Source organism: Myxococcus eversor (genome assembly GCF_010894455.1).
Taxonomy (GTDB): domain Bacteria; phylum Myxococcota; class Myxococcia; order Myxococcales; family Myxococcaceae; genus Myxococcus; species Myxococcus eversor.
This window is the reverse complement of the sequence record NZ_JAAIXY010000002.1, coordinates 740,514-766,084: the sequence shown is the minus strand read 5'-3', so window position 1 is coordinate 766,084 and position 25,571 is coordinate 740,514. Positions and strand designations below refer to the sequence as shown.

27 protein-coding genes and 10 tRNA genes are annotated in these 25,571 nt (G+C 68.9%); 24 read left to right on the top strand and 13 right to left on the bottom strand.

Translation table 11 applies throughout. The features are described 5' to 3' along the window. The first annotated feature begins 38 nt into the window (after positions 1-38). The gene (locus G4D83_RS06700) at positions 39-1,646 is read left to right on the top strand and encodes an endonuclease/exonuclease/phosphatase family protein (RefSeq protein ID WP_205522581.1); all 1,608 of its coding nucleotides are present in this window, start codon (positions 39-41) and stop codon (positions 1,644-1,646) included. Between the two features lie 49 nt (positions 1,647-1,695). Here the strand turns inward: G4D83_RS06700 and G4D83_RS06695 are convergent, their stop codons facing one another. Further along, a complete protein-coding gene (locus G4D83_RS06695; RefSeq protein WP_163863790.1) occupies positions 1,696-2,052 on the bottom strand; it encodes a hypothetical protein in 357 nt (118 codons plus the stop codon). Positions 2,053-2,194: 142 nt separating this feature from the next. Between G4D83_RS06695 and lspA (G4D83_RS06690) the strand changes: the two genes are divergently transcribed. From lspA (G4D83_RS06690) to G4D83_RS06660, 7 genes are all read left to right on the top strand, one after another. Then, entirely contained in the window at positions 2,195-2,818 is a 624-nt protein-coding gene (lspA, locus tag G4D83_RS06690; protein WP_163863789.1) for a signal peptidase II, read from the top strand. A gap of 33 nt (positions 2,819-2,851) precedes the next feature. Continuing rightward, positions 2,852-3,463 (top strand): signal peptidase II, encoded by a 612-nt coding sequence (gene lspA, locus G4D83_RS06685; protein ID WP_163863788.1) that lies wholly within the window; start codon positions 2,852-2,854, stop codon positions 3,461-3,463. 116 nt (positions 3,464-3,579) lie between these two features. Further along, a complete protein-coding gene (locus tag G4D83_RS06680) occupies positions 3,580-4,887 on the top strand; it encodes a prolipoprotein diacylglyceryl transferase (RefSeq protein ID WP_163863787.1) in 1,308 nt (435 codons plus the stop codon). Between the two features lie 41 nt (positions 4,888-4,928). After that, positions 4,929-6,146: an MXAN_5187 C-terminal domain-containing protein gene (locus G4D83_RS06675; RefSeq protein ID WP_163863786.1), complete on the top strand. Its 1,218-nt coding sequence runs from the start codon at positions 4,929-4,931 to the stop codon at positions 6,144-6,146. Between the two features lie 10 nt (positions 6,147-6,156). Next, positions 6,157-6,660, top strand: a complete 504-nt coding sequence (locus G4D83_RS06670; RefSeq protein WP_163863785.1) for a KdsC family phosphatase — start codon at positions 6,157-6,159, stop codon at positions 6,658-6,660. A gap of 69 nt (positions 6,661-6,729) precedes the next feature. After that, positions 6,730-7,587, top strand: coding sequence for a hypothetical protein (locus tag G4D83_RS06665; RefSeq protein WP_163863784.1), 858 nt, complete (start codon positions 6,730-6,732; stop codon positions 7,585-7,587). Positions 7,588-7,763: 176 nt separating this feature from the next. Beyond that, positions 7,764-8,147: a hypothetical protein gene (locus G4D83_RS06660; RefSeq protein WP_255203969.1), complete on the top strand. Its 384-nt coding sequence runs from the start codon at positions 7,764-7,766 to the stop codon at positions 8,145-8,147. An 8-nt stretch (positions 8,148-8,155) separates the two neighbouring features. Here the strand turns inward: G4D83_RS06660 and G4D83_RS06655 are convergent, their stop codons facing one another. The 3 genes from G4D83_RS06655 to G4D83_RS06645 are packed head-to-tail and all read right to left on the bottom strand — an operon-like array spanning position 8,156 to position 10,899. Then, on the bottom strand, positions 8,156-8,872 hold the full coding sequence (locus tag G4D83_RS06655; protein WP_163863782.1) for a LytR/AlgR family response regulator transcription factor: 717 nt from the start codon (positions 8,870-8,872) through the stop codon (positions 8,156-8,158). Then, on the bottom strand, positions 8,869-9,939 hold the full coding sequence (locus G4D83_RS06650) for a sensor histidine kinase (protein WP_163863781.1): 1,071 nt from the start codon (positions 9,937-9,939) through the stop codon (positions 8,869-8,871). Before G4D83_RS06650 ends, G4D83_RS06655 begins: the two co-directional genes overlap by 4 nt. Positions 9,940-9,978: 39 nt before the next feature. Beyond that, positions 9,979-10,899 (bottom strand): alpha/beta fold hydrolase, encoded by a 921-nt coding sequence (locus tag G4D83_RS06645; RefSeq protein WP_163863780.1) that lies wholly within the window; start codon positions 10,897-10,899, stop codon positions 9,979-9,981. 144 nt (positions 10,900-11,043) lie between these two features. Between G4D83_RS06645 and G4D83_RS06640 the strand changes: the two genes are divergently transcribed. Continuing rightward, on the top strand, positions 11,044-12,381 hold the full coding sequence (locus G4D83_RS06640) for a rhomboid family intramembrane serine protease (protein ID WP_420826619.1): 1,338 nt from the start codon (positions 11,044-11,046) through the stop codon (positions 12,379-12,381). Positions 12,382-12,430: 49 nt separating this feature from the next. Here G4D83_RS06640 and G4D83_RS06635 read toward each other — a convergent pair whose 3' ends face one another. Then, positions 12,431-12,871 carry an NADAR family protein gene (locus tag G4D83_RS06635; RefSeq protein WP_163863778.1) on the bottom strand — a complete coding sequence of 147 codons (441 nt, stop codon included), beginning with the start codon at positions 12,869-12,871 and terminating at the stop codon, positions 12,431-12,433. A gap of 201 nt (positions 12,872-13,072) precedes the next feature. Here G4D83_RS06635 and G4D83_RS06630 point away from each other — a divergent pair, with 201 nt between their 5' ends. Next, complete coding sequence (locus tag G4D83_RS06630; RefSeq protein WP_240356189.1) at positions 13,073-13,324, top strand: hypothetical protein; 252 nt, start codon at positions 13,073-13,075, stop codon at positions 13,322-13,324. Beyond that, positions 13,324-14,232, top strand: a complete 909-nt coding sequence (locus G4D83_RS06625) for a tetratricopeptide repeat protein (RefSeq protein ID WP_163863776.1) — start codon at positions 13,324-13,326, stop codon at positions 14,230-14,232. The genes G4D83_RS06630 and G4D83_RS06625 overlap by 1 nt, the downstream gene beginning before the upstream one ends. Before the next feature lie 22 nt (positions 14,233-14,254). Here G4D83_RS06625 and G4D83_RS06620 read toward each other — a convergent pair whose 3' ends face one another. From G4D83_RS06620 to G4D83_RS06610, 3 genes are all read right to left on the bottom strand, one after another. After that, complete coding sequence (locus G4D83_RS06620; protein WP_163863775.1) at positions 14,255-15,178, bottom strand: DUF6929 family protein; 924 nt, start codon at positions 15,176-15,178, stop codon at positions 14,255-14,257. A 39-nt stretch (positions 15,179-15,217) separates the two neighbouring features. Beyond that, positions 15,218-16,543, bottom strand: a complete 1,326-nt coding sequence (gene mgtE / locus G4D83_RS06615) for a magnesium transporter (RefSeq protein ID WP_163863774.1) — start codon at positions 16,541-16,543, stop codon at positions 15,218-15,220. A gap of 189 nt (positions 16,544-16,732) precedes the next feature. Beyond that, positions 16,733-18,103, bottom strand: coding sequence for a hypothetical protein (locus tag G4D83_RS06610; protein WP_163863773.1), 1,371 nt, complete (start codon positions 18,101-18,103; stop codon positions 16,733-16,735). Positions 18,104-18,294: 191 nt separating this feature from the next. Here G4D83_RS06610 and G4D83_RS45480 point away from each other — a divergent pair, with 191 nt between their 5' ends. The 7 genes from G4D83_RS45480 to G4D83_RS06580 all read left to right on the top strand — a co-directional run bounded on the left by G4D83_RS45480 (position 18,295) and on the right by G4D83_RS06580 (position 19,185). Beyond that, complete coding sequence (locus tag G4D83_RS45480) at positions 18,295-18,447, top strand: hypothetical protein (RefSeq protein ID WP_176433783.1); 153 nt, start codon at positions 18,295-18,297, stop codon at positions 18,445-18,447. Positions 18,448-18,552: 105 nt separating this feature from the next. After that, positions 18,553-18,624: transfer RNA gene (locus G4D83_RS06605), tRNA-Gly, on the top strand. Between the two features lie 14 nt (positions 18,625-18,638). Next, positions 18,639-18,710, top strand: a tRNA-Ala gene (locus tag G4D83_RS06600). A 37-nt stretch (positions 18,711-18,747) separates the two neighbouring features. Next, a tRNA-Leu gene (locus G4D83_RS06595) sits at positions 18,748-18,822 on the top strand. A gap of 9 nt (positions 18,823-18,831) precedes the next feature. After that, a tRNA-Pro gene (locus tag G4D83_RS06590) sits at positions 18,832-18,907 on the top strand. A 28-nt stretch (positions 18,908-18,935) separates the two neighbouring features. Then, positions 18,936-19,010 (top strand) — tRNA-Pro (locus tag G4D83_RS06585). 104 nt (positions 19,011-19,114) lie between these two features. Further along, a tRNA-Ala gene (locus G4D83_RS06580) sits at positions 19,115-19,185 on the top strand. A gap of 6 nt (positions 19,186-19,191) precedes the next feature. Here the strand turns inward: G4D83_RS06580 and G4D83_RS06575 are convergent. Together G4D83_RS06575 and G4D83_RS06570 are read right to left on the bottom strand one after the other, a co-directional pair. Beyond that, a complete protein-coding gene (locus G4D83_RS06575) occupies positions 19,192-19,581 on the bottom strand; it encodes a VOC family protein (RefSeq protein ID WP_163863772.1) in 390 nt (129 codons plus the stop codon). 90 nt (positions 19,582-19,671) lie between these two features. After that, complete coding sequence (locus tag G4D83_RS06570; RefSeq protein WP_163863771.1) at positions 19,672-20,463, bottom strand: helix-turn-helix transcriptional regulator; 792 nt, start codon at positions 20,461-20,463, stop codon at positions 19,672-19,674. A 211-nt stretch (positions 20,464-20,674) separates the two neighbouring features. Between G4D83_RS06570 and G4D83_RS06565 the strand changes: the two genes are divergently transcribed. From G4D83_RS06565 to G4D83_RS06540, 6 genes are all read left to right on the top strand, one after another. Continuing rightward, positions 20,675-20,878, top strand: a complete 204-nt coding sequence (locus G4D83_RS06565; RefSeq protein WP_163863770.1) for a hypothetical protein — start codon at positions 20,675-20,677, stop codon at positions 20,876-20,878. Between the two features lie 107 nt (positions 20,879-20,985). Next, positions 20,986-21,058: transfer RNA gene (locus G4D83_RS06560), tRNA-Glu, on the top strand. A gap of 31 nt (positions 21,059-21,089) precedes the next feature. After that, positions 21,090-21,162 (top strand) — tRNA-Glu (locus G4D83_RS06555). Positions 21,163-21,177: 15 nt separating this feature from the next. Beyond that, a tRNA-Arg gene (locus G4D83_RS06550) sits at positions 21,178-21,251 on the top strand. Between the two features lie 10 nt (positions 21,252-21,261). Then, positions 21,262-21,334: transfer RNA gene (locus G4D83_RS06545), tRNA-Val, on the top strand. 202 nt (positions 21,335-21,536) lie between these two features. Continuing rightward, positions 21,537-22,496: a hypothetical protein gene (locus tag G4D83_RS06540; protein WP_163863769.1), complete on the top strand. Its 960-nt coding sequence runs from the start codon at positions 21,537-21,539 to the stop codon at positions 22,494-22,496. Positions 22,497-22,504: 8 nt separating this feature from the next. Here G4D83_RS06540 and G4D83_RS06535 read toward each other — a convergent pair whose 3' ends face one another. The 3 genes from G4D83_RS06535 to G4D83_RS06525 are packed head-to-tail and all read right to left on the bottom strand — an operon-like array spanning position 22,505 to position 25,530. Beyond that, positions 22,505-23,464: an alpha/beta fold hydrolase gene (locus tag G4D83_RS06535; protein ID WP_163863768.1), complete on the bottom strand. Its 960-nt coding sequence runs from the start codon at positions 23,462-23,464 to the stop codon at positions 22,505-22,507. Between the two features lie 45 nt (positions 23,465-23,509). Then, positions 23,510-24,661 (bottom strand): acyl-CoA dehydrogenase family protein, encoded by a 1,152-nt coding sequence (locus G4D83_RS06530; protein ID WP_163863767.1) that lies wholly within the window; start codon positions 24,659-24,661, stop codon positions 23,510-23,512. Between the two features lie 17 nt (positions 24,662-24,678). Beyond that, positions 24,679-25,530, bottom strand: a complete 852-nt coding sequence (locus tag G4D83_RS06525) for an IclR family transcriptional regulator (RefSeq protein WP_163863766.1) — start codon at positions 25,528-25,530, stop codon at positions 24,679-24,681. Positions 25,531-25,571 lie beyond the last annotated feature (41 nt).

Below are 25,571 nucleotides of genomic sequence, written 5' to 3'. Positions count from 1 at the left end.
CACCCTTGAGTCGTCATCACGGAAGCAGGCCCGAGCGCATGAAGAAGACCCTTTCCTACCTCGCGTGTGCGGTGGCTTCGCTCACGATTCTCGCGCTGGCCTGTGGTGATTCGGATCCGCCCAAGACGCCGCTGCCGCTGGAGGATGGCGGGGTGCTGTGGGTGCAGTGTGATCCACGGCAGGACCCGGGTGTCTGTGGCGCGGACGAGGAGTGCCGCTTCGTCCCGTTCTATGACCGCTCCATCTGCGTGCGCCCGTGTGGACCGCAGGCCGCGTGTGGTCAGGCGGAGGCGCAGTGCTGCCCCACGGGCGAGGAGCGCGACGGCGGCGAGGCGACCTTCTGTCTGCCGAGCGAGGTCTGCGAGGCGACTCCGGATGCCGGCGCCGATGCGGGGGATGGGGGCGAGGAGACCGACGACGGCGGATCAACGCTGGATGGTGGCGACGTCGAGGCTGACGCGGGCCCGGTGACCGGGACCGATGCCGGCCCCGAGACTGACGCGGGCCCTGGCCCCGTCACCGACGCGGGCACTGGCCCTGAGATTGATGCGGGTCCGGGTCCTGTCACCGACGCGGGCACTGAGATTGACGCCGGCCCCGGCCCTGTCACCGACGCGGGTACGCCGATCGACGCCGGCCCCGGTCCCGAGATTGATGCGGGCCCCGGCCCTGTCACCGACGCGGGTACGCCGATTGACGCGGGTCCTGGTCCAGGAACGGACGCGGGCATCGACGCGGGCAGCCCGATTGACGCCGGTCCGGGTCCGGGAACGGACGCGGGCACCGACGCCGGCACGAGCACCGACGCCGGCACGAGCACCGACGCCGGCACGAGCACCGACGCCGGCACGAGCACGGGCTACACGAACATCCGCATCATGGCGGCGAACATCTCCAGCGGGAACGGGCAGGACTACGACCCGGGCCACGGCATCCGCTTGATGCAGGGCGTGGACCCCGACGTGGTGCTCATCCAGGAGTTCAACTACCGGACCGACTCGGTGGCGGACATCAGCACGCTGGTGAACGCGGTGGGCCCCGGCTTCTATTACTTCCGGGAGACCGGCGCGCAGATCCCCAATGGCATCATCAGCCGCTGGCCCATCATCCAGTCGGGTCAGTGGAACGACACGCAGGTCTCCAACCGCGACTTCGCGTGGGCGCGCATCGACATCCCCGGTCCCAAGGACCTCTGGGCGGTGAGCGTGCACCTGCTGACGTCGGGCTCGGGGGCTCGCAACACCGAGGCGGGCCTCATCGTCAACTACATCCGGTCTCAGGTGCCAGCGAGCGACTACCTGGTCATCGGCGGCGACCTCAACACCGACAGCCGCTCCGAGTCCGCCTTCTCCACGTTCGCGAACGTGGTCGTCACCACCTCGCCGTATCCGGCCGACAAGAACGGCAACGTCAACACCAACTTCAACCGGAACAAGCCGTATGACCACGTGCTGGCGGACGCGGACCTGAACCAGTACCGCCAGTCCACCGTCATCGGCTCCAACAGCTTCTCGGGTGGACTGGTGCTCGACAGTCGCGTCTACACGCCGCTGGCGGACATCGCGCCGGTGCAGTCCGGAGACAGTGCCGCCTCCGGCATGCAGCACATGGGCATCATCAAGGACTTCCGCGTCCCCAACTTCTGAGTCGGTGACGCTCGCGCGCGGCGGCCCACACGCGGGTCGCCGCGTGCGCTCAGAAGCTCCACTTGTGCTTGTTGCGCTCGATGAAGCGCGCCACCGGTGGGATGCGCGCGATGAGCGGCGTGAGCACGAACACCGCCGCCAGTCGCAGGGGCTTCACCACCTGCGAGGCCGCATAGGCCGCCGCCCATGAGCCCGCCTTCTCGCCGGCGCTGTCCGGCTGGAAGCCCAGCTTGATGGCGAAGTAGAAGCCCACCAGCACCAGTCCGAAGATGACGTAGTTCGTCACCAGCGCCAGCGGGCCGTACTCCAGCATCAGCGTCTTGAAGCGCGCCATCAGCGTCGGCTTCGCGGGCTTCGCCGTCTGGGTCGGGGCGGGTGGGGGCGTGTCGGAGACTGAAGGATTCACGTCGGGCTCAACAGGCGACATGTCTCCACCATGCCCCAAAGAAGCGCTGGGAGGGAGACAGAGCGGGCAGGCCACCTGGGGCCAGTCAGGCACACCGGGTTGTCAGGGCTCGGGGGGGCGGGTTAGAGGATTGGGACGCATCATGAAAGCCTCCCTCCGCCTCCTCCTCCTCGTGGCCACCACGGTGCTCGTCGCCGACCAGGTGACCAAATATCTGGCTGTGTCCCGGCTGACGGATGCCTTGGATGGGCGGGAAGGAGTGGCCCGGGTGACGGGCTACTTCACCCAGCACAACCTGGACAACAACCCTCCGCCGCAGGGTGAGCGGCGGGTGACTCGGCCCTATCGCTTCATCGAGGACTACTGGCACTTCCGCTACGTGGAGAACCCGGGCGCGGCGTGGGGGCTGTTCGCCAACCTGCCGGACGGCGTGCGGCGCTCGTTCTTCCACGTGGTGAGCGTGGCGGCGCTGGCCTTCATCTTCCTGATGTACCGCCGCACCTCGCTGGACCAGAAGCTGGTGCGAGTGGCGCTGGCGCTCATCACCGGCGGCGCGCTGGGCAACTTCGTGGACCGGCTGATTCGCGGCTACGTCATCGACTTCATCGACTGGCATTGGCGCAACCAGCCAGGCATGCGCTGGCCCACCTTCAACGTGGCGGACGCGGCCATCTGCGTGGGCGTGGCCTTCATGCTGCTGGACTCGCTGAAGGTGCGTCGCCCGGAGACCGTTCCGGCGCCCCTGACGCAGAGCCCCAATCCGTGACGGCTGGGGGGCTGGTGGTGTAAGCCCCGGGCCGTGCCTCGCAAATACGTCATCCTCATCGCCGTCGCCCTGGGCGTCATCGTCCTGGACCAGTGGACGAAGTACCTCGTCGTCCGTGAGTTGACCTCCCAGATGCAAGGGCAGGAGACGCTGGGCGGGCGCCTGGGCGCCATGTTCGGCGAGCCGCCCCCGCAGGGCTTCGACGGGCTGCACTACCGCTCGCGCCGCAGCATCGAGGTCTCCGACTCCTTCTTCCGCCTGCGCTACGCGGAGAACCCGGGCGCGGCCTGGGGCCTGTTCCGCAGCCTCCCGCCCCAGCAGCGCGCGCCGCTCTTCCACGTGGTGAGCCTGGGCGCGGTGGTCCTCATCGTCTTCTACTTCCGCAAGCTGTCTGGCTCGGACCCGGAGGAGAAGTGGGCGCTGTGGGGCCTGCCGCTCGTGCTGGGCGGCGCGCTGGGCAACTACATCGACCGGTTGGCCCGGGGCTTCGTCATCGACTTCCTGGAGGCCCACTGGTTCGACAAGGCCGCGTGGCCTTCGTTCAACATCGCCGACGCGGCCATCTGCGTGGGCGTGGGGCTGCTGCTCGTGGACGCCTTCGTCCGCAAGGAGAAGCCCGCACCGGCCCCGTCCAAGGCCGCCTGAAGCAACGCCTCCCGGGAGGGCAGCCGGGCGGACCGGCGGGCCCCTCGCCTTGTCTGGCCGCGCGACGGGAGTAGCCTTCGCGCCGCGCCGCACCCTTCGCCTTCCGGCAGGTCCCCATGCTCCCCGTCCTCTTCCGCTTCACCTTCACCAGCCTCTGGACGCAACTGCTGCTGTACGCGGTCGCCGCGGGCACGGTGGGCTACATCGCCTTCAACGGGTGGCGGGGCGCGCCGAGCGTGCTGGACCCGAAGACGGGCACCCTCGCCGAGGCGAACTCCACGGACCGGCTGCTGCGCGCGCTGGGCTTCGGTGTCGCCGGTGCGGGGCTCGCGTGGTTCGGCCTGAAGTACGCGCTGCCCGCGGACGCGTTCCCCGGTGGCAAGGGCGAGGGAATTCCCCTGCACACCTACGGCGTGCTCCTGGCGTCCGGCTTCTCCCTCGCGCTGGCGGTGGCGGGGCGGCTGGCCCAGGACGAGTGGCGCCAGGTGAAGCTCGTGGATGGCACCTGGGTGAACCTGGAGGGCATGAAGAAGCGCGAGCAGGTGCTGGACATGGCCTTCTGGGTGCTCATCGGAGGCATCGGTGGCAGCCGGCTGCTCTTCATCCTGGTCAACTGGAAGGACTACGCCAAGGACTGGACGCAGGTGTTCTCGCTGGGCGGTGGGCTCGTCTTCTACGGAGGCCTCATCGGCGCGGGGGTGGCGGCGTGGCTCTACGCGCGCTCCACGGGCATGGACTTCCTGCGGCTGGCGGACGTGTGCATCCCCACCGTGTCGCTGGGCCAGTGCCTGGGCCGGCTGGGCTGCTTCAGTGCGGGGTGCTGCTGGGGGGACGTGGCGCCCTCGCACGCGGCGGCCGCCGTGCACTTCCCGGGGCCCGGAATCGCGCAGGACCTGCTCGGACGGGTGGGCAGCTCGTCCAGCCTCGCGTACTCCTCGCAGTTGGAGGACTCGCGCTTCGTCGTGGAGGCGACAGGGCAGATTCTGCACCAGGCGGCGCCGGACGCGGTGCGCATCTCCGACTGGGTGCTCCAGCACGGGCACACCCTGGGCGTCTACCCCACCCAGCTCTTCGAGTCCGTGGGTCAGCTCGTCCTCTTCGTGGGGCTCCTGTACGCGCGCCGCTACCGCCGGTTCCACGGGCAGATTTTCGCGCTGTGGCTGATGGCCTACGCGGTGCTGCGCAGCACGGTGGAATTGTTCCGTGGGGACGTGGAGCGAGGCACCCTGCACGGGCTCCTGGAGTCAATGGGGTCCCAGGGGCTGGCGGCCGCGGTGCCGCTGGAGGCCTGGTACAACGTCTCCACCAGCCAGTTCATCTCGCTGTGCATGTTCGCTTTTGGCGCAGTGCTGCTCTACCAGAAGGGTCGGCGAGGGGCGGGTGAGGCGGCGGGCGGTCTGGGTCCCACCCCGTCCGCGGCGTGAGGTTGATCCCCGGGCGCGGGTTGGGGACACTCTGAGGAGTCATGCCTCCCTCCGACGCCCGACAGTCGTCCGCTTCGAAGTCGTCCGCTTCGAAGTCCTCCGCTGGAAAGTCCCAGGCCCCGTCGGACAGCAGCTCCAGCGAGGCCGTGCTCCAGGAGTGCGAGGCGCTGGAGGCGGAGCTGGCCATCCTCCGCAACCTCTACGAGCAGTACTTCCTGGGCAACGAGCGTCACCCGCCCACGCGGGCCCATGACGACTTCAAGAAGCGGGTGATGCGGCTCAAGACGGGCTTCATCCGCAGCACCGCCGCCAAGTTCCGCGTCGGGAGCATCCACGGCAAGTACCTCACGTACGACAGGCTCTGGGCGCGCACGCTGCAGGAAATCGAGGCGGGCACGTACAAGCGGGACTTGTTCAAGGCCCGCCGTCGCGCGGAGGTGCGCGGCCCGTCTTCCAGCAGTGACGCGAAGAAGGGCGTGGTGGAGCTGCCGGAGGACATCTCCGACATGGACTTCGAGGAGGTGGAGGAGATTCTCCGCCCTCGCCCCGCCAACGAGCCGCAGGTGCCTTCCGCCGCCGCGTCCGTCGGAACGCCCTTCCGGGGAACGCCCTCGGTGCCCTCCGTGACGCCCGCAGTGGCTCCAGTCTCCACGCCGCCTCCGTCGCGAGGGAGCGTGCCCGGGGTGGCGCCGCTGACCGCCGGTGGGATGCCTTCCGTGGCGCCAGTGACGGGAACACCTCCGCGAGGACAGCCCACGGTGGCGCCGGTGACTGGAACGCCGCCGCGAGGACAGCCCACGGTGGCGCCGGTGACGGGAGCGCCCATGCGCGGTGGACTGCCCACGGTGACGTCGCCGCTGGGGAGCGCGCCAGCGAAGGCCCCCGCGACAGTGCCTCCGGGCATGGCCGCGAAGCCGGCGGGCACGGTGAGCACCGTCCCTCCCGCGAGGACAGGCGTGCCGGGTGCGACGACGGTGCCCAGGCCGGCCACGGTGCCTCCGCCGTCTTCGGTGTCCAAGCCTCCCCCGTCGGCGGGAGGCGGCGGCATGTCGGACGACAAGCTGCGCGCGGTGTACGACGCGTATGTCACCGCGAAGCGGCGGTGCCAGGAGGACACCTCGAAAATCTCCTACGAGTCGGTGGCCGCGACGCTGCGCAAGCAGGTGCCGGAGTTGCTCAAACAGCACAACGCCAAGGCGGTGGAATTCAAGGTCGTCATCAAGGACGGCAAGGCCTCGCTCAAGGCCGTGCCGAAGTAGGCCGCTCGCGATGAACCAGAACCTGGAATCGCTCAAGGCGCGGGTGGCGCAACTGTCGGTGATGATTTTCGACATCGACGGGACGCTCACCGACGGCCGCATCTTCTGGGTGCCCAACTCCGGCTGGACGCAGATGTACAGCGTGCGGGACGGCATGGGCATCAAGCGGCTGCAGGAGGTGGGCATCGAGGTGGCCGCCATCTCCGGAGGCGACAGCCTGTCCGCGCAGATGCGGATGCAGTCGCTGGGAATCAAACACGTGCACTTCGGCAGTCAGGACAAGGTGGCGCACTTCGAGAAGCTGCTGGCGCTGCTGAATGTCTCCGCCGAGCACTGCGGCTACATGGGTGACGAGGTGGTGGACCTGCCGCTGCTCAAGGCCGTGGGCTTCTCCTCCGCGCCTCCAGAGGCCCCCGACGAGGTGCGCTCGCAGGTGCACTACGTCGCCCAGAAGCCCGCGGGCTTCGGCGCCGCGCGCGAAGTGTGTGAGTTCATCCTCCGCCACCGGACGTAGGCGCCGCTTCATTCGCCTCGGTGCTCGCATGGGCGCAAGCGCGGGGTTGCATGTGATAGGTCCGCGCGGGTGAACAAGGTCGCCCGGCCCTGGTGGTTCGTCGCTCCCCTCTTCGCGTCCTGCGTCGGCCTGTTCGCGGCGAGCGCGCACGGTGTCCGCCCCGCCGCGTTCCTTCCGAACCTCGCGGCCATCCTCGTCGGAGGCGCGGGCTTCCTGCTGCTGACCCGAGGGCCGTGGGAGTCGCACCGCCGCGCGGAGCGAGGGCTCCCCGTGCTCGCGTGTCTCGCAATCGCCGCGACGTTGGCCGCGCCGGGGCTGGAGGGCGTTCATCGCTGGTGGTCGCTGGGGCCCGTTCGAGTCAACGCCTCCGCGGCCTTCCTGCCGTGGCTGTTTCTCGGCATCGCGGCGCGTGGTGCCTGGCCTCGGTGGCTCGCGTGTGGGCTCATGGTGTTGGTGCAGGGGCTTCACCTGCTGCAGCCGGATGCCTCACAGGCCACGGCGCTCGCGCTCGCGGCGCTGCCGTTGCTGGTGGGCGGCGACTTCGCGAACAGGCGCGTGGGCATCCCCATCGCCGTGGTGTTGCTGGGGCTCGCGGTCGTCACCTGGACACGGAGCGACCCGTTGGAGCCGCTCGACCATGTGGAGCGCATCCTCATGCTCATCGTGTCGCGAGGAGCGCTCGGGGTGTTCTTGGCGGTAGCCGCCGTGGCGGGGTTGTTGCTCCCCGGACTCCTCGCGGCGTGGAGTCGGGATTCGCGGACCGCGCGACTGGGCGTCGCCTTCGTCCTGTATTTCGCCGCATTGGTGGGCTCGACGTTCTTCGGGAACTTTCCTGTTCCCGTCATCGGCGCGGGCGCGGGGCCTGTTCTCGGCTGGTGGGCGATGCTCACGGTGCTGCGCGTACATGCGACGGTTCCCCAGGAGTGAAACCGGGGCGTCGGTGCCTCCGCCAACCCGAGCCTCGGTGTTGGGAATCGTTACTTCCTGAAAAGTCTGCCGGGTCGCTTGCCCGCACGGGTTGTCGCGTCAGGGGTGCCTCCCTAGTTTGGGCTTCGCGCATGAGGCCGGCGGACGGCGCGAGACACGTGGGAGGCGATGTGGGGATGCAGAGGTGGCTCGGGCTGTCGGTGGTGGTGGTGGGCCTCTCGGTGACCACGGGGTGCTCCACGCCCTCCGAGGAGTCCCAGGAGCGGCTCGCGGTGTTGGAGGCGGAGGCCGAGCAGCTGGACGCGGTGCTGGACGACGTCGAGGAGCGGCTCCTCGGCAACCAGGCCATGCTCCAGACGTGGCAGGAGATGGGGCGTCGTCACCAGGAGGTGACGCAGCTGCATTGTCAGACGTCGGAACCGCACATGCTGGCGCGCATGAAGCACTACGAGAAGATGGAGGAGCGAGTGACTCAGATGCGGCGCCGCAGCAGCGTGGCCGCGGTGGACACGGTGCTCACCTCCGGCAAGTCGTCCAAGCACAAGCAGGGCGCGAACTGACGCGTGCCTCACAGGCTCATGCGCTCGCGGAAGCGCTGGGACTGACGGCGTGACATCTCCACCTCGGTGCCTCCGCGCAGGCGCGCGACCAGCGTGCCTCCGGTACCGGGCTCCAGGGACTCGACGAAGTCGAGGTTGATGAGGTGCTGACGGCTGGCGCGGAAGAAGCGCGCCGGGTCCAGCTTCTCTTCCAGGTAGCTCAGCGAGCGCAAGAGCAGCGGCTGATGTCCCTCCAGGTGCAGCCGGGCGTAGTTGCCCTCGGAGGTGATGAGCGGCACCTGCGCGAGCTGCACCAGCCAGCAGCGTTCACCGTCTCGCACGAAGACCCGCTCCAGGGATGCGTCCGGGGTGCGTGAAGGCGCGTGAGACGCCGGGCCGCCGCGCTGGCGCACGCGCTCCAGGGCCTCGGCGAGCCGCTCCGGTTCGATGGGTTTGAGCAGGTAGTCGAGCGCGTTGACGGAGAACGCGCGCACCGCGTGGGCGTCGTACGCGGTGGTGAAGATGACATCCGGAGGCTCGTCGAGTCGGGCCAACACGTCGAAGCCCGTGCCACCTGGCATCTGGATGTCGAGCAGGAGCAGGTCCGGCTCCAGGGCCTCCACCTGTCGGCAGGCATCGTCCACATGCGTGGCTTCACCCACCACCTCCACGTCCGGGAAGGCCGCGAGCAGTCGGCGCAGCTCGGCGCGGGCCAGTCGTTCGTCGTCGACGATGAGGACTCTCATGAGGGCAGCGGTATCCGGACGCGCGCCGTGGTGAGCGCCGCGTGGGTCTGGTCGAGCTGGAGCGAGGCGTGGGCGCCGCACAGCAGGCGCAGCCGCTCGCTCGCGTTGTGGAGGCCCACGCCGTTGGAGTGGGGCGCGGCGGGAGTGCCGAACGGCGCGGCGGTGTTGGCGACTTCCAACAGCAGCGCGCCTTCGTGCACGTGGGCGAGCAGGCTGACCTCGCCACCTTCGGGAGTCTGGGCGATGCCGTGCTTGATGGCGTTCTCCACCAGCGTCTGGACGAGCATGGCGGGCACGGGGACGTCGAGCGCAGCCGGGGCCACGTCCTCGCGCACGCGAAGGCGCTCATCGAGGCGGATGGCCTCCAGGCTCAGGTAGTCACGCACCACCTGGAGCTCCTGGGACAGGGGCACCGTCTCGGGACCGCGCGCGGCGAGGGCATGGCGGAGCAGGGAGGACAGGCGCGTCACGGCCTGCTGCGCGCGGACGGGGTCCTCGACGATGAGGGCGCGGACGCTGTTGAGACAGTTGAAGAGGAAGTGTGGCTGGAGCTGGGCCTTGAGGAAGCGCAGCTCCGCGGTCTGGGCCGCGGCCTCTTGCTGCCAGCGCTCGCGCTCCACGGTGCGGGTCCGCTCGACGAAGTGGACGGCGAACCAGGTGAGCAGCCACATCAGCATCACCACGGACCAGAACGAGACGCCGGTGATGGCGAAGGCGAAGGAGAAGTCCTCGCGCTTGTAGATGCCGAGCACGGGGTAGGCCAGGAAGAGGCCCACGGCCTGCTGGAGGGCGCCCAGCCCCACGCTCGTGAGGAGGACGCGCGGGGCCAGGCGAAGCAGCGGGAGTTGGACCCACGCGCGAAGGTTCAGCGGGGCTCGAGCGAAGTGCGTGATGACTCCGCCCGAGAGGCTCATCGCGAGAGTCCACAGCGAGCGAGGCAGCAGTTGTTCAGCGCCTCGCGACAGGGCCACCACCGTGAGGAGGCCCAGCAGGATGTTCACGAGGCCGTAGAGACCCCAGCCGCCCACCTGGCAGGCCACGTACACCTTGGCGCGTCGGGATGACATGCGTGTTCCTGCCTTCGTGAGGGCCTGACTTCACCACGCTCAGCGCTGGGACTCCATGCTCGCCGAGGCAGCGGTGGTCTTCAGGAAGGACTCCAGCGTGGCGAGGAAGCCCTGGGGGTCGTCCCACATGATGAAGTGCCGAGCCGTGTCGTGCATGGCGAGACGCACGGTGGGGAGGTTCTGGTACTGGCCGCGATAGTTGGCCTCCACCGCCTCGCGAGGGACGCGGCCCTGAAGGGCAATCCAGGAGCCGAGCACCTGGGTGGGCGCGGTGATGCGAGAGAGCTCCGGGCGCAGGTCGGTGATGCTCATCTCGTACACCGCCTGCGTCACCGTCTCCGGGTCCGAGTCGGCGCCCCAGCGCGCGGCGACCTCGCGGCGTGCTTCATCGGAGATATAGATTTGGAGTACCTGGCGCGAGGACGCGTTGCGCTGCTCCACCGTCTGCATGCGGGCCTGGACGCGGAACTGGTCGGCGAAAGGCTTCGAGCTCTCGGCGGTGGCGCCCGGATACAGCAGGGCGGGCAGGAAGGGCACGCTGTCCACGATGAAGACGCCGCCCACCAGGTCGGGTGCGTCGGCGGCGAGGCCGAGCGCCAGCACACCGCCCAGGCTGTGTCCGACGACGATGGGCTTCTTCAGGCCTTGCGAGCGGATGTACTCGGCGAGCGCGCGACGCATGGTGGGCATGAAGGGCGAGGGGACCGAGGGCTGGCCCGCGAAGCCCGCGAGGGTGAAGACGTGGCAGTCGTATTGGCTCTGGAGCTTGGCGACGGTCTCGTCCCAGACCTCGCCCGAGGAGGCGAGACCGGGGATGAACAACACGGGCTGGCCCTTGCCGGAGCGCTTCACCGCGAAGGGCGCGGGATGAGTGGTGGTGCTGCTGGCGCTGGAGGTGGTGGCGCAACCGAAGAGCAGGGGCACGGCGACGAACGCCACCAGGAGCAGGGCACGGGACATGGAGGACCTCCGCGAGAAGGACACCGCCAGGAGGGCGGCGTCTGACGGGAAGGAAGGTACGTGTGGCGCGGCCGGGAGCCCCGGATACTCCATGAGCGGTTCGGGAGCGGGATGAGTGGCGGAGGGGTGGGGCGACTGGCGTGAATGCGGGCATGTCGTGCAGGCTCGTCGGCCTGGGCAGGGAAAGGAGCCGCCGTGTCGCCGCCATCCTCCGAGCAGGCCCCTGTCGCTGAAGCGCCGATGGGAGAGATGCCCTCCGCGCCCTCGTTCGCGGAGTACCTGGCGCGGAGGTTGATGGCCGACAAGGGCTTCGAGCCCGGCACGCATCCCGAGGCAGCGGAGCTGGTCGACGTATCGGACGCGGTGCTCACGTACTCGGATGGGTACTCGTGCGTCATCGTGTGCATCGTGGACCGGGAGCGTGAGCCCTCGCGGCGTTTCACTCTGGAGACTCCGGTGCTGGAGCGCGTGGGCAAGGCGTGTCTGCACTACTCGGGGACGGTGAGTGGAACGAAGTTGCCCGTGGGCTTGCAGTTCATCGAAGTGGGACGCGGGCCCGTGACACTGGAGGACCGGGAGCGACTGGAGCGTCTGCGGCTCGGCCTGTTCAACAAGGTCCACCTGCACGCGATGCACGTGGACACGGCATCTGGCGAGGTGTGGGCGAACACGTGGCGACGCGCGATGGTGTCTCGGGGCCATGTGCGAGGGCTGGTCCAGCAACCGCGTCGGGTGGAAGAGTCAGAGGACGAGGTCGCCGAGGCACCCGAGCGCGCGCCGGTGTTGACGGTGGCGTTGCTGGTGTCGCTGGCGCTGGCCTTCGCGGCTGAGCAACTCTTCGCCGTGGGCGCGCCGGGCACGGGGCTGCTCGCGCCGGGCATCGAGACGTTGGTGGCGTTGGGAGGTCTGTCCTCGAGGTTGGTGTTGGAGCACGGCCAGTGGTGGCGGCTGTTCCTCGCGCCGCTGCTGCACGGAGACCTCATCCACCTGCTGCTCAACGGCTTCTGTCTCTGGTTTGGCGCGACGGTGTTGGAGAGCATGGTGGGCCGGACGTGGCTGGGCCTCCTGCTCGTCGTGAGTGCGCTCGGGGGCGGAGCGTTGTCGATGGCGCTCCATGGGGACTCAGTGGTGTCGGTGGGAGCGTCGGGAGCGCTGATGGGGCTTCTGGCGGCGGTGCTGGCGGTGAGCCGACGCCTGCCGACGGGGCAGGGCCGGGTGGAGGTTCAGATGATGGCGATGCAGTTGTTGGTGCCGTCGTTGATTCCCATCGCCATGTCGCGCACGGGAAACGCGGTTGATTTCGCGGCGCACGTCGGTGGAGCCCTCGCTGGGGGCGTGGTGGGGCTGTGGCTCGCGCGAGTGTGGAAGCGTGAGCACGCGACGCCTCCAGGGACGCGGTGGGCGGGCGCGTTGTCCGTGTTGGCGCTGGGGGCAGTGGTCGTCAGCGTCTTCTTCGCGGTGGGCTCTCGCGAGGGCTGGTGATGGAGCCGCGCACTCATGGAGTCAGCGGGGCTCGGAAGTGGGACCTGCCCTAACGTGCGAGCAGTTCCTGTCGAATCTCCATGAGGATGCGGCCCAGCATGTTCTTGCCGCTGCCGTCTCCACCGTCGCCCCAGTAGTCATCCTGGTCGGTGTGCTCGACGAGCTTCGCGTCGCCGGTCTCCAGCAGGAGTCGGGTGAGGTCCTCGTGTTGGGTGAACTTGGCGCGCACGGCCTCGCGCATCACGGAGACCTTGGTGGACTCCCAGTCCCGTCGAAGCTTGCGTTTGCGGTCCCTGCCAAGACGGGCCGCGAGCATCGGAGTGCGAGCCTGTCGGACGGCTTCCTCGTCCGTGGGGTCCTCGAACTTCCGGGCCTGGAAGTAGTGCTCGCTGGTGGGCCACGTCTTGCCGCCCAGTTTGATGGGGTAGGGCGCGAAGTTCGAGCACCAGCCGTATTCGTCGGTGACGCTGTAGAAGTGGATGACCTTCATCGGGCCCGGAACACTGAAGGACCTCGCTGCACCACGCCAGCCCCGAGCCAAATCCTACCACGCAGGCGCCGGGTAGTTCATGACACGCTTGTTTTTCGGGCTTCACCCCCTGTGGAGCCAGGTCGCAAGGGTTTCCACTGGGCAGGCGGGCAGGCGCACCGTTCCGTGACGGCGTGGGCGAATAAAGGTAGAACCGGCGCCGTGAGACGCACCGCGCGCGCAGTCCTCGCCGCCATCGGGGCGGGGTTGCTGGGATGCAACGACCTGGAAGTCTGCGGCTCCACGGCCCAGGACATCACCCGTGAAGACGGGAGCGTCTACCGGTGTGTCACGTCGGAGGATTGCCCACGCACCTCCCGCGTCGACGTATGCACCACCGACGTGTCGCCCATCGCCGAGTGCGTGAGCTGCGAGGATTCGCGCTGCGTCACCGTCACCCCGGAGAAGTGCTAGTGCGGGCGCTCCGGTTCGCGCTCGTGGCCCTGGCCCTGGCCAGCGCCGGGTGTCGTCGCGACAAGCCGGTGGACCACCTCCAGCGAGCCCGCGACGCCATCTACGAGAAGCGTCCCGATGAGGCCCTCGTCGAATACCGCAAGGCGTTCGACATGTTGCGCCACGACAGCACGCCGGAGGCGCTCGTGCTGCGCGCCCGCTCGCTGAAGGGCGCCGCGGACGTCTACTGGCTGGAGCAGCGCAAGGTGAAGGAGGCCGTGGGAGTCTACCGCGAGCTCATCCAGCAGTGCCCGGAGTCTCCCGAGGCGCTGGAGGCGCGCATCATCCTCGCGGAGCTGCTGCGCGTGCACTACCGCGACCTGCGCGGCGCCATCGACCAGCTCACCGCCGCGCTCCAGCGCAACCCGCCCCAGGGCGCCGAGCTGCACTACCAGGTGGCCAAGCTCTACTTCGAGCTGGGCGACTATCAGCAGTGCGAGCTGGAGACGCGTCGCCTCGTCGAGCGCTTCGCCACCAGCGTCTTCGTGGACGACACGCTGTTCCTCCAGGCCCAGGCCATCGCGATGATGGAGGGCCGTCGTCAGGAGGCCTCGCGCGCCTTCGCGGACCTGCGCACCCGCTTCCCGGACTCGGAGCTGTCGCCGCACGCCCTCTTCGAGATGGGCAAGCTGCGCTCGGACGCCGGTGAGCACGAGAAGGCCATCGAGACCTGGGTGGAGACGTTGAAGACGCACCCGGACCCGGTGCTCGTGCAGGACTACATCGCCCGGGCACGCAAGCGCATCGCCAACACCACGGCGGAGGGCGTGGGCGAGCGCGAGGTGGCCTTCGACCGGGCCCGTCCCGCGCGCTCCTCGCTCGAGGCCGTGGGCGGCAGGCCCGAAGAAGCCGCGCACGAGCACGACTGACGAAGGGGCCCGTCCAGGGCGCCTACGCCGGTACGTCCAGCACCGCTTCCAGCAAGGGCGCCGCCACCGCGGGGTCATCCGCGTCCGCCACCAACAGCAGGTGCACGCGTCCGCCCTCCACTCGCGCGTCCACGCCCTCCAGCTTCACCTTCGCGTCCACCGAGTCCAGGAACAGCGGCGTCCCATCCGGTGCCAGCAGTCCCACCGCGGAGCCCGCCACCGGCCCATCCGCGTACGCATTTCGAGTGTCCTCGGCCGTCGCGGTGAACACGAGCCGCCCGTCCGGCAGCGGTGACGCATCCGTGAAGGACAGCCTCACTCCGCCCGAGCGCCCCAGCTCCCATCGAGCAATCGTGCGCAGCACCTCCGGCCCCAGCGCGCCCACTTCGATTCCACGCAGCGCGCGCTCGCGGTCCAGGTCCACCAGCGCGTCCACGCCCGCGTCGCCATTGCCTCGCTGCAACAGCCGCAGCCGTCCGCCCACCACCGCCGCGCCCTCGATGTTGAGCGAGCCCAGCTCCCGCCCAATCTGCTGATACAGCGCCGAGCAGTCCACCGTGCGCGGCGCACCCGCGAGCGCGCCCTCCGCGTTCAAGGGCAGCACCACTCCGACCACTCGAACGGGCGAGGAACCCGATGGCAACGCCAGCAATGCCCCATGAGGCGCGCCCGCGAGCGGACCCAGCACACAGAGCACCTCCAGGTCCGGCTTGGCCGCCTTGCGCGCCTGGGGCTCCTCCGGCAGCTCACCGGCGAAGAGTCGCGACAGGCGCCCCGGAGCATCGCCGCGCACGGAGAACGTCGCCAGGTGCAGCGAGTCGTCCGCGACGACGTGCAGCCACTCGCCCACGCGCACCAGTCCACTGGCTGCGGAGACGTGCGCGGCGCGGCCCGGTGACTCCGGGGCCTCCAGGGTGAGGGTGCGCCGAAGGGTGGTGCGAATCATGACCGGGCCTCCCGCGCGGGCTGGGGCTCGCGCCTCTAGCTAGAGCAGCGTGCCGCGCAGCAGGAGGCTGGCGACGGTGAAGTAGATGACCACGCCGCTGACGTCCACCAGCGTGGCCACGAAGGGCGCGGAGGCGCTCGCGGGGTCGAACCCGAAGCGGCGCAGCACCAGGGGCAGCATGGAGCCCGCGAGCGTGCCGAACGTCACCACGCCCAGCACGGAGAGCGCCACCGCGCAGCCCAGCAGGAAGGCGTGCTCGCCATAGGCGCCGGACACCTCCTGCCACACCACGATGCGACCCAGGCCCACCGCGCCCAGCACGAAGCCCAGCACCAGGCCGGAGAGCACCTCTCGCCGCGCCACGCGCCACCAGTCCTTCAGCCGCATCTCACCCAGCGCCAGCGCGCGGATGATGAGCGTGGAGGCCTGGCTGCCGGAGTTGCCGCCGGAGGAGATGATGAGCGGCACGAAGAGGCTGAGCACCACGGCGCGCTGAATCGCGCCCTCGAAGCTGCTCATGGCCGTGGCGGTGAGCATCTGTCCGAGGAAGAGGACGAGCAGCCAGCCGATGCGCTTCTTCAACATGCCGAAGAAGCCGACGTCGAAGTAGGGGGCCTCCAGGGCCTCCATGCCGCCGACCTTCTGGATGTCCTCGGTGGCCTCTTCCTGGACGACGTCGACGATGTCGTCCACCGTGACGATGCCCTTCATCCGGTTCTGCTCGTCGAGCACGGGCAGGGCCATGAAGCCGTGCTCGGCGAAGAGCTGGCTCACCACTTCCTGGTCCGTGTTCTCCGACACGGTGATGACGTCATGGTGCATGACGTCCGCGACCTTCTTGTCGCTGGCGGCCTGGAAGAGCTGGCGCAGCGAGAGCACGCCCTGCAGGCGCTGCTCCGTGTCCAGCGCGTAGGCGTAGTAGACGGTCTCCACCTTCTCCCGCGCTTGCTTGCGCAGGTAGCCGATGGCCTCGTCGATGGTCATGTCCGGCCGCACGCGCGCGAAGCGCGGGTTCATCAGACCGCCGGCGTCGTCCTCCGCGTAGGCCAACAGCACGTTGACCTCGCGCCGGCTGGCATCGTCGAGCTGCGCGAGGATGGCGTCGGCCGCTTCCGGCTCCACCGCCTGCACCAGGTCCGCCAGGTCGTCGGGGGGCAGCAGCCGCACCCACGTGCGCCGCTCCGATGTCGGGAGGTGGAGGATGAGTTCCGCCTGCTCGCGCGCGGACAGGGCGAGGAAGAAGTCGTCCGCCACCGCGGACGGCAAGAGGCGGAAGCCCTCCAGGCGCTCGTCGATGGAGAGCACCGGCCACGCTTCATGGAGCTCCTCCATGGAGAGCGAGGCGCTGAGAGGGCTGTCCATCATGGGGCTCGCCTCCGACGGTGGGAGCGCGCGGCCAGTCGCGACGCGCCGGCCTCTCTACACCCGCACGGAGGGCACTGCGAGAGGCAGGCAACCATCTCCTCGCGCTTTTTCCGAACCTGTCACCGGTTCAGGGCGGAGGACGGTTCGTGGGAGCTCCAGGGAGTCACTTCCGGGGCTCGGCCAGGCGGGTCAGGGCGCGGCCTGCTCGTAGACGGTGGTGAATCCGACAGTCGGGCGTGAGTCGCCGCCCCAGTGGAAGCGGGGCGAGGTGGAGCGGGCGCCCTCGGCGAGCGGCATGTCGGTGGGCATCAGCTCCAGCCCCAGCGCGGACCTGCCCGGGAGGACTCTCGGCCGTGTCAGCGGCGTGTCGTTCCGGGGGACGGAGTACAGGGCGGGGATGGTGAAGCCCCCGCGGAAGGACGCGTCGGCCACGGCGATGGAGGCATCCAGGATGAGCGCGTTCTGCTCGTCGAGGTGTCCCTCGGAGATGCCCCAGCGATGCAGCATGCGTCCGGAGTTCCCCGTGGGGACGTTGGCGCCGACCTGGGTCCACAGGCTGCCGGCCTCCAGTCCCACGGGCCTGCCGCGCACGGGGGCGCAGAGCACGCCCTCCGACAGGAAGGCTCCGTCCGCGCCGAGCTTGAAGGCGCAGGCCGTGCTGTCGGTCGACCCGGACAGGCTCACCACCAGCACCCGGTCCTCCGCCGCGCGCACCAGCAGCCCCACCGTGCTGTCCAGGCCAAACGGGATGCGAGATCGCCCGGGTGCCCAGGCCGTGGGAGCGGGGGCCTCGAGCACCGCCTTGTCGGTGAAGACGAAGCGGTGCAGGGACTCGGTGTCCAGCACCACCAGTTCGTTCTCCGAGGCCAGCCGGGACTGGATGGCCTTCACGCCCGGCATCGTGCTCAGCAGCAGCGAGCCCGTCAGCTCCAATTCGGAGCCCGTATCCACGTACCGGCGCACCCGCCCATCTCCCACCACCCAGACGACGTTGCCCGACACGGCCACGTCGGGAGCCGTGGAGCCGGTGCCCAGCCGCAAGGGCCGGTCCGAGGGGCCGCGCAGGGCGACTCCGTCACACAGCCACAGACCATGGGTGGTGCGCTCGAGCTGGCCACATCGGGGCAGGGGCAGGGTGACAGGGGAGGAGGCGCCCGCCCAGCGGCTCGCCGCGTAGACGCCGAGCTGCCGGATGCCGCCCACGGGAGTGAAGGCGAGGATGACGTGGTGCCGACCCACGACGGTGGGCGTGAAGCTCAGCGTGGCCACGGTGCCCGCCGCCTGGAGGGAGACCTGGGAGGGCGTGACGCGGTTCTCCGGGTCGAAGACCTCCGCGGTGGCGGTGTCGGGGGCCTGGGCCGTCTTGCCGCTCTCGCACTGCAAGGTCCGGGTGGCGATGTCCACGCGCATCGCCGCGGGCGCTCCTACCGGGACGAGCAGCGGGTCGATGCCCGGCACTTCCTCTGTCGCTGGGAAGTTGCAGATGGACGGCGCGTCGTCCACCGCGCAGCCGATGAGAGCGAGCAGGGCGGCCAGGGCGAGGGGGAGGGGGGTCTTCATCCGAGGGGGTCTCACCCCGACGTCGGCGACCCCTCCGGCCAGGGGGGAAGCGGCGCGGGCTTCGTCCTGACTCATATCCTGAACCTGGGCCCCGGTCAGCAGCCACGGGGCGGCGAGGGTGTCGCTGAAAACACTCGCATGTCAGGGATGAAATATCCGCGCGTCATTTCTCGGTGAAAGGAGCGGTGACCATGACGACGACGAACCTGACGAGCCCGATGAACCCCGAGATTCTGAACGACACTGTCAGCGGCATCGACGCGCTCGCGCCCGTCGCCCTTGCCACCGCTCTTGCCCCAGCCCCGCTGGGTGATACCGACGGCGGTCGTCCGCCCGGAACCTGACTCTTCCGCGCCCGTTCTCGAACGTGGCACGGCAGGCAGGGCCGGGCTCCCTCAGAGGGAACCCGGCCCTTCTCATTTTCCGGGCACGCACCAGCACCAGCACACGCAGCCTTGGCCGAGAGGCGAGGCACCTGAGCGCCACTCAGGACGACGCGGGTTCAAATCCCGCAGGCTGCTTTCAAGACATTCATGGGGTCGTAGCTCAGCGGGAGAGCACTCGGTTCGCATCCGAGCGGTCCCGGGTTCGAATCCCGGCGGCTCCACTCAATTGCAGTCGTTGTCGTTGTGTCTGTCTCAAACGCCGCGGTAGCCCAACCTGGTAGAGGCGCTGCTCTCAGAATGCAGAGGTTGCGGGTTCGAATCCCGCTCGCGGCATGGTGGTTTCGGGACGTAGCTCAGCTTGGAATAGAGCGCACGCTTGGGGTGCGTGAGGTCGCTGGTTCGAATCCAGTCGTCCCGACTCGTCGCACGCAGTGGAAGTGGGTTTCCTGGATGTAGCTCAGTCTGGCCAGAGCGCACGGTTCGGATCCGTGAGGCCGCAGGTTCAAATCCTGTCATCCAGATGTGTCGTTCGTTTTTGCTCCGGGATGCGATTGGATCGCAGCACGGCCGTCTACCGTGTGAACAGGGTTCGATTCCCTGTCGGAGCGCTGGCAGCACCCCTTCAGGGATCGTGGCTTAACGGGAGAGCACTCGGCTGGCGTCCGAGCGGTCCGGGTTCGATTCCCGGCGATTCCATTCACCTCAGGCGGAGATGGGGGAGCAGATCTCCACCAGCACGCCGTTGAGGTCCTTCACGTAGGCCACCGTCTGTCCCCAGGGCTTCTGCTTGGGTGGATGGACGGGGCTCGCGCCTGACTGCACCGAGCGCTGGAAGGCGGCCGCGACGTCCGGAGTGACGAGCGCCACCTCCACCGCGGTGGCGGTCTCCTTCGGCCGATGGAAGCGCACGGTGAGGCCATTCTGGGCCGCCATCTCCTCCGACGCGAAGGCCAGGGCCGTGGTGCCCGTCTCCAGCTCACCGTACATGTTGCTCTCGTGGATGAAGCGCCGCTTCAAGCCGAACGCCATCTCATAGAAGGCGATGGTGGCGGGCACATCCGGGACGTAGAGGATGACATAGCCGAGCTGCATGGGAACGCTCCGAGGCGAAGGTGAGGGGCTGCCGGATGACGTGGGTCTCTCACGGCCTCGCCGGAGCGTCTTGAAGAATTCGGACAGGACTTATTCCAGCAGCCCGGTGGGGGACACTCCCGCCAGCTCGCGAACCTCGCGGGTGAAGTGCGCCTGGTCCGAGTAGCCGCAGTCGAGCGCCAGGGTGCTCAGGTCCTGCTGCCCCGTGCGCAGGCGGGCCACGGCCCGCTGGAAGCGGAGCACCCGGGCGAGCAGCTTGGGGGCCACCCCCGCTTCGTCCAGGATATCCCGGTGCAGGGTGCGCTCACTGATGCCCAGGGTGCGGGCGAGCGAGGACATCCGCACCTGCCCGGCGGAGGACTGGAGGCACTGGAGCGCATAGGTGGTGCGTGCCCTCGGCAGGTAGCGAGGGGTGGCGTTGCGCGTCGCCACTTCCTCTCGCAGCAGGGACATGGCGTGCTCCACGGAGCGGCAGGACGCCAGTCGCTGATGGAGGGCGCGGAACGCGGGTGCGCACTCCTCCACGGGGACATTCAGGTTGCGCAGCTCGCGAGGGCTCACCCCGAGCAACGCGAGCGCCCAGCCCGGCCGGAGTCGGATGCCGAGGTTCACCGAGCCCGGCTCCAGGTCGACGAGGGCGAAGCGCTCCATGGGGCCGACCACCATCAGGCGGGGTTCGGCGCCACGGCCGATGGCGCTGGCGTCACGGAAGTGGACGATGAGGTCCGTGCAGCCGTCGGGGAGCACCCGGTGGACGCGAGGAGGTGTGCTTCCTTGCCGGGCAGTGGGGGCGACGAAGCGCCAGAAGGCGTCTACCCGGTCCGACAGGACGCCCGAGGGAGACACCTCCGTATAGCCGCCCACCGCCTCACCCTCGTGCATCCCACTCCCTCCTCATGTGGGGAAGATAACCCCGCGGGGAGGGGCGCGCGTAGCACTCAGCTCGGCTCCCTCCTCCGTGCGCGAGGGGCTGACGCCGTCGACGATATTCCATGTGACAACGCGTGCCCCGGAGGAGCGGCCGATATGCACTCCCGCCTGGGGACGTTAGGGCGGGTGAAACACGGCTGAAACACGGCTTGTCAGGAGACAAATGAAGACGCGTCTGTCCACGGCGAAAGGAGCGGTGACCATGCCGACGGTGAATCCGATGAGCCCGATGAATCTCAAGCGCAAGAACGACACTGTCCGCGGCATCGCCGTGCTGTTCGCGAACACCGAGCAGGACACCGCTTCCGAAGAGGATGAGTTCCTGGAGGGGATTGCTTCCTTCCGAGGTGCTCCACCCGGACTCTGAGCTTCCACGCCACGTCGACCGACGCGGCATGGCTCTCCGAGGCCGGGCTCCCAGAGGGGACCCGGCCTCTTCCTTTTTCCGGGTCCCCTCACTCGCAGTACCCAGTTGCCTCGTTCGTCTATCGGCGAAGGACACCGCACTCTCACTGCGGAAAGACGGGTTCGACTCCCGTACGAGGTACTCCTTCACTTCAGTCGCGCAGCAGCCAGTCGCCTCGTTCGTCTATTGGCGGAGGACGCCGCACTTTCACTGCGGAAAGACGGGTTCGACTCCCGTACGGGGCATCACACGATTCTTCAGGTCTTGTAGCTCAGGGGATGAGAGCACTCGGTTGCGAACCGAGAGGTCGCAGGTTCGATTCCTGCCAGGACCATCCGCAGCATGCACGCCGAGCCAGCGGGTGACGGCATCGGTCTGACGTACCGACTTCGCCGGGTTCGACTCCCGGGGCGTGCACTCTCGATGCAAGCAGGGCGCGGGGAAATCCGCCTCCGCGTTGAGTCATTCATCCGGTTGTGGCAAGGAAGGGCCTGCCCGCCATGGATGAGTCCCCTTCGAACCTCGTAGATGTCTGCCTTTGCCTCGCGGCCCACCCAGGGCCGTGTCGGGCAGGGCACGTCCGTGTTGTTCCTGGGCCGTGCGCCGGAGCGGGTGAGCCATGAGCCCCGTCACGCTGCAAATCAACCTGGCGCCCACGGACCATCCGCACGCGCGGCTCATCCTGCCGCACCAGCTCCGTCAGCTCGGTCCCTCCGTGCAGGAAATCCTGCTGGTGCTGGACCTGCACCGCAGTCAGGGCAGTCGCTTCGCCGAGGCGTGGCTGGAGCGGAAGCCGAAGATGGAGGCGCTGCTCGCGGAGCTGCGCGCCGCCGACCCTCGAGTGCGCGTGGTGGAGGTGGACTACTCGCCCGCCACCACCCAGGCCCTCTCCGAACGGTTCTTCGGCGGTACTCGCCTGCCGATGAAGGATTCGCGCGGCGGCCCCTATCACTCCTATTTCTTCGGTGTGGCCCAGGCAGCGCACCGGCATGTCCTGCACCTGGACGCGGACATGCTCATCGGCGGTGGCTCGCGGACGTGGGTGACCGAGGCCGCGGAGCAGCTCGCCGCGCGTGAGGAGCTGGTGAGCTGCAGTCCGCTCTCGGGTCCTCCCAGGACGGATGGCACCATCGGCGTGGATGCCCGCTGGTATGAGCCGGATGGCGCACCGCGGGCCTTCCGCTTCCGCCGCTTCAGCAGCCGCGTCTTCCTGGTGGACCGCGACGCCATGACGCGGCGCCTGGGCCCGCTGCGCGCGAGGCTGGCACCGCCCATCCACGTCCTGCGAGCGCTGCGCGCCGGCAATCCGCCCTACCGGGAGCCGGAGAACCTCGTCACCCGGACCATGGCGAGCAAGGGACTGTGGCGGCTGGACTTCCTGGGGACCGGGCCCGGACTGTGGACGTTGCATCCCCAGTACCGCTCACCCACGTTCTACGCGCGACTGCCGGAGCTCATCGCCCGGGTGGAGTCCGGCGACATGCCCGACGCCCAGCGGGGGCAGGAGAACGTGCACGACAGCCTGGTGGACTGGTCCGACGTCCGCGCGGCGCGCAAGCGCTGGTGGCATCGCAAGTAGGAGGGCGCTCACCCGTTCGCGGCGGCACGCTCCGTGACGCGAGCCAGCGCGGGCATCGCGTCCGGCCGGTCCCACACGACGAAGTGGCTGCACCCGTCCAGCTTCACCACGTTGAGCTCGGGCATGCCGCGCTGAGCGCTCTCCAGCATGGAGGAGGACTCCAGCACCCGGTCCTTGCCCGGGACGAGCACGGTGCCTCGCCGCACGTTCCGGAACACCGACGCGTCACGCTCCCGGCTCCATGCGCCGATATCCAGCAGGTTGGCCACCATGGTCGACACCCGCTTCGGGTTGAAGGGGAAGGCCATGATGAGCTCCCGCTTGCGCGAGTCCTCCAGCGGCCCCCAGGCGCCCCGGTTGTGGCGGGCGATGGGTGCACGCCGCCACAGGGGGATGAGGAAGGGCAGCAGCCAGAGCTGTGCGCGCGACAGGCTCGTGTAGGGCCGCGCCTGCGGGAGCACGGGCGCCTCCAGCACCACCTCCACGCGCTCGAACAAGTCAGGCCGCTGCTTCGCGGCCTCCAGGACGACCGCGCCACCGCGCGAGTGCCCATGGACCCGCACCTGGTCCGTCTTCGGCAGGTGCTCCAGCGCCTGCACCAGCACCGCGGCGTCGTGGGCGATGGTGCCCTCCGGCGCCGTCGGGACTTTCGCCCAGGGGGCGGGTTGCTCACGAGGCGCGGTGATGGGCAGGTGGTAGTCGCAGCTCGTCACCAGGATGAGCTGGATGTCGGCTTCGCCGTAGTGGCGGGTGAAGTAGCGCATGTCCGCCACGAAGCCGTGCATGCCGATGACCGTGGCGCGGGGCTGCTCGCAGCGTCGCTCGGCGATGACCGCCTTGCCGACCCGGTAGACGTGCCCGTCGAAGGGCTCGCTCGGGCTGGGCGCGCCCTCCCTGCGCAGCAACCACTGCCGCAGGGCGAGCACGAAGACGGTGATACCAGCAAGGACTCCGAAGACCACGTACATGCATGCTCCCAAGGCGGGACGGTGCCGGCGCCTCGCGGGGACGGCTCAGCTCGCCTCGCGCATCATATTGCGCGCGATGACCAGTTGCTGGATTTGACTGGTGCCTTCGTAGAGCCTGAAGAGGCGCACATCGCGATAGAAGCGTTCGATGCCGTAATCCGCGATGTAGCCCGCCCCACCGAAAATCTGCACCGCGCGGTCCGCGACGCGTCCCACCATCTCGCTCGCGAACAGTTTGCAGCAGGAGGCCTCGGTGCTGATGTTCTGCCCCTGGTCCCTGCGCAGGGCCGCGTCCAGCACCATGCACCGGGCCGCGTAGGCCTCCATGCGGCTGTCGGCCAGCATCGCCTGGATGAGCTGGAACTCCGCGATGGGCTTGCCGAACTGCTCGCGCTCCATCGCGTAGCGGAGGCTCTCGCGGATGAGGCGCTCGGAGACGCCGACACAGACGGCCGCGATGTGGAGCCGGCCCCTGTCCAGCACCTTCATCGCCGTCTTGAAGCCCTGTCCCTCCACGCCGCCGAGCAGCTGCGTCGCCGGGACGCGACAGTCCTCGAACAGCACGTCGGCGGTGTGGGTGCCCTTCTGGCCCATCTTCCGGTCGGCGGGGCCGATGTGCAGCCCCGGCGTGCCCGCTTCGACGAGGAACGCGGAGATGCCACTCGCGCCCTTCTCGTCGGGGTTGGTGCGCGCCATCACCGTGAACAGCCCGGCCTCCGGCGCGTTGGTGATGAAGCGCTTGGTGCCATTGAGCACGTAGACGTCACCGTCGCGCCGGGCCGTGGTCCTCAGAGACGAGGCATCCGAGCCGGCGTTCGGCTCCGTCAGCGCGAAGGCGCCGACAATCTCGCCCGAGGCCAGCCGGGGCAGGTACTTGTTCTTCTGCTCCTCCGTGCCGTCCAGGACGATTCCCTGCGAACCGATGCCGTTGTTGGTGCCGATGAGCGAGCGGAACGCGGGCGACGTCTGACCGAGCACGAAGGCCACCCGCACCTCCTGGCTCATGTTCAGCCCGATGCCGCCGTACTCCACGGGGGTGGACAGGCCGAACAGGCCCAGCCCACGCATCTCCATGATGATGTCGGCGGGAATGGCGTCCTCGTCCGCGACGCGATGCTCGTTGGGAATCAAGCGCTCCTTCACGAAGCGCTCGAGCATGGTGAGCAGCGGGTCCAGGGTGTCGTCCTCGCGCATCATGGGCAGGGGATTCCTTGTCAGCGATTCTGGAGGGCCGCTTCGACGCTGCGGACGAGGTTCACCAGGCGGGGCCCGATATCCAGGAGCAGTCGTTGGCGCGGGAGGAGGAAGGACGGGCCGCCACAGTTGAAGGCCAGCAAGCCGCTGCCATCCGGCGCGATGAAGGGCACGCCCACGGCGTTGACGTCCTTGTCCCAGTCGCCGACGGAGAGCGTGAAGCCGTGGGTGCGGTACTCCTCGAGCGCCTTCTCGATGCTGGCCTGGAGGCGCGGCCACTTCTCCGGCTCCCGCTTCGCCATGTGGTCCATGAAGTAGCGGCGCTCGCCCTCTGGTAGCGCGACGAGCAGCGCGCGCCCCATGGCCGTGGTGGCCAGCGGAAGCCGTGAGCCGATGTCGAGCCGCAGCGTCACCGCCGCCGTGGAGCGACAGTGCTCCACGTACACGACATTCAAACGGTCTCGGCTGCCCAGGGACACGGGGACGTTGGCGTAGTCCGCCAGGTCCTGCATCAGGGGCCGCGCCACGTCGCGCACCCCCATGTTGGACAGCGCCGCGAAGCCCAATGCCAGCACACGGGTGCCGAGCTGGTACTTGCCCAGTCGCTGGGAATACGTGAGGTAGCCCAGCCGCGTCAGCGTGTGCGTGAGCCGGGAGATGGTGGGCTTGGGCAGCCCCGTGCTCGCCGCGAGCTCCTGGTTGCCGAGCATGGGGCGCTGAGGCGTGAAGGCGCGCAGGATTTCCAGCCCCCGCGCGAGCGCCGTCACGAACTGACGGTCCTTCACTTCTTCTTCGCCCACCTGCTCCAGCGACTCCACGTAGGGGGCACCAACGTCATTGGGAGGAGATGAGAGGGCTGAGAAGCGTCGCATGGCGGTCCTGAAAGTGCGGGATTGCCTTCACGATAAACAGA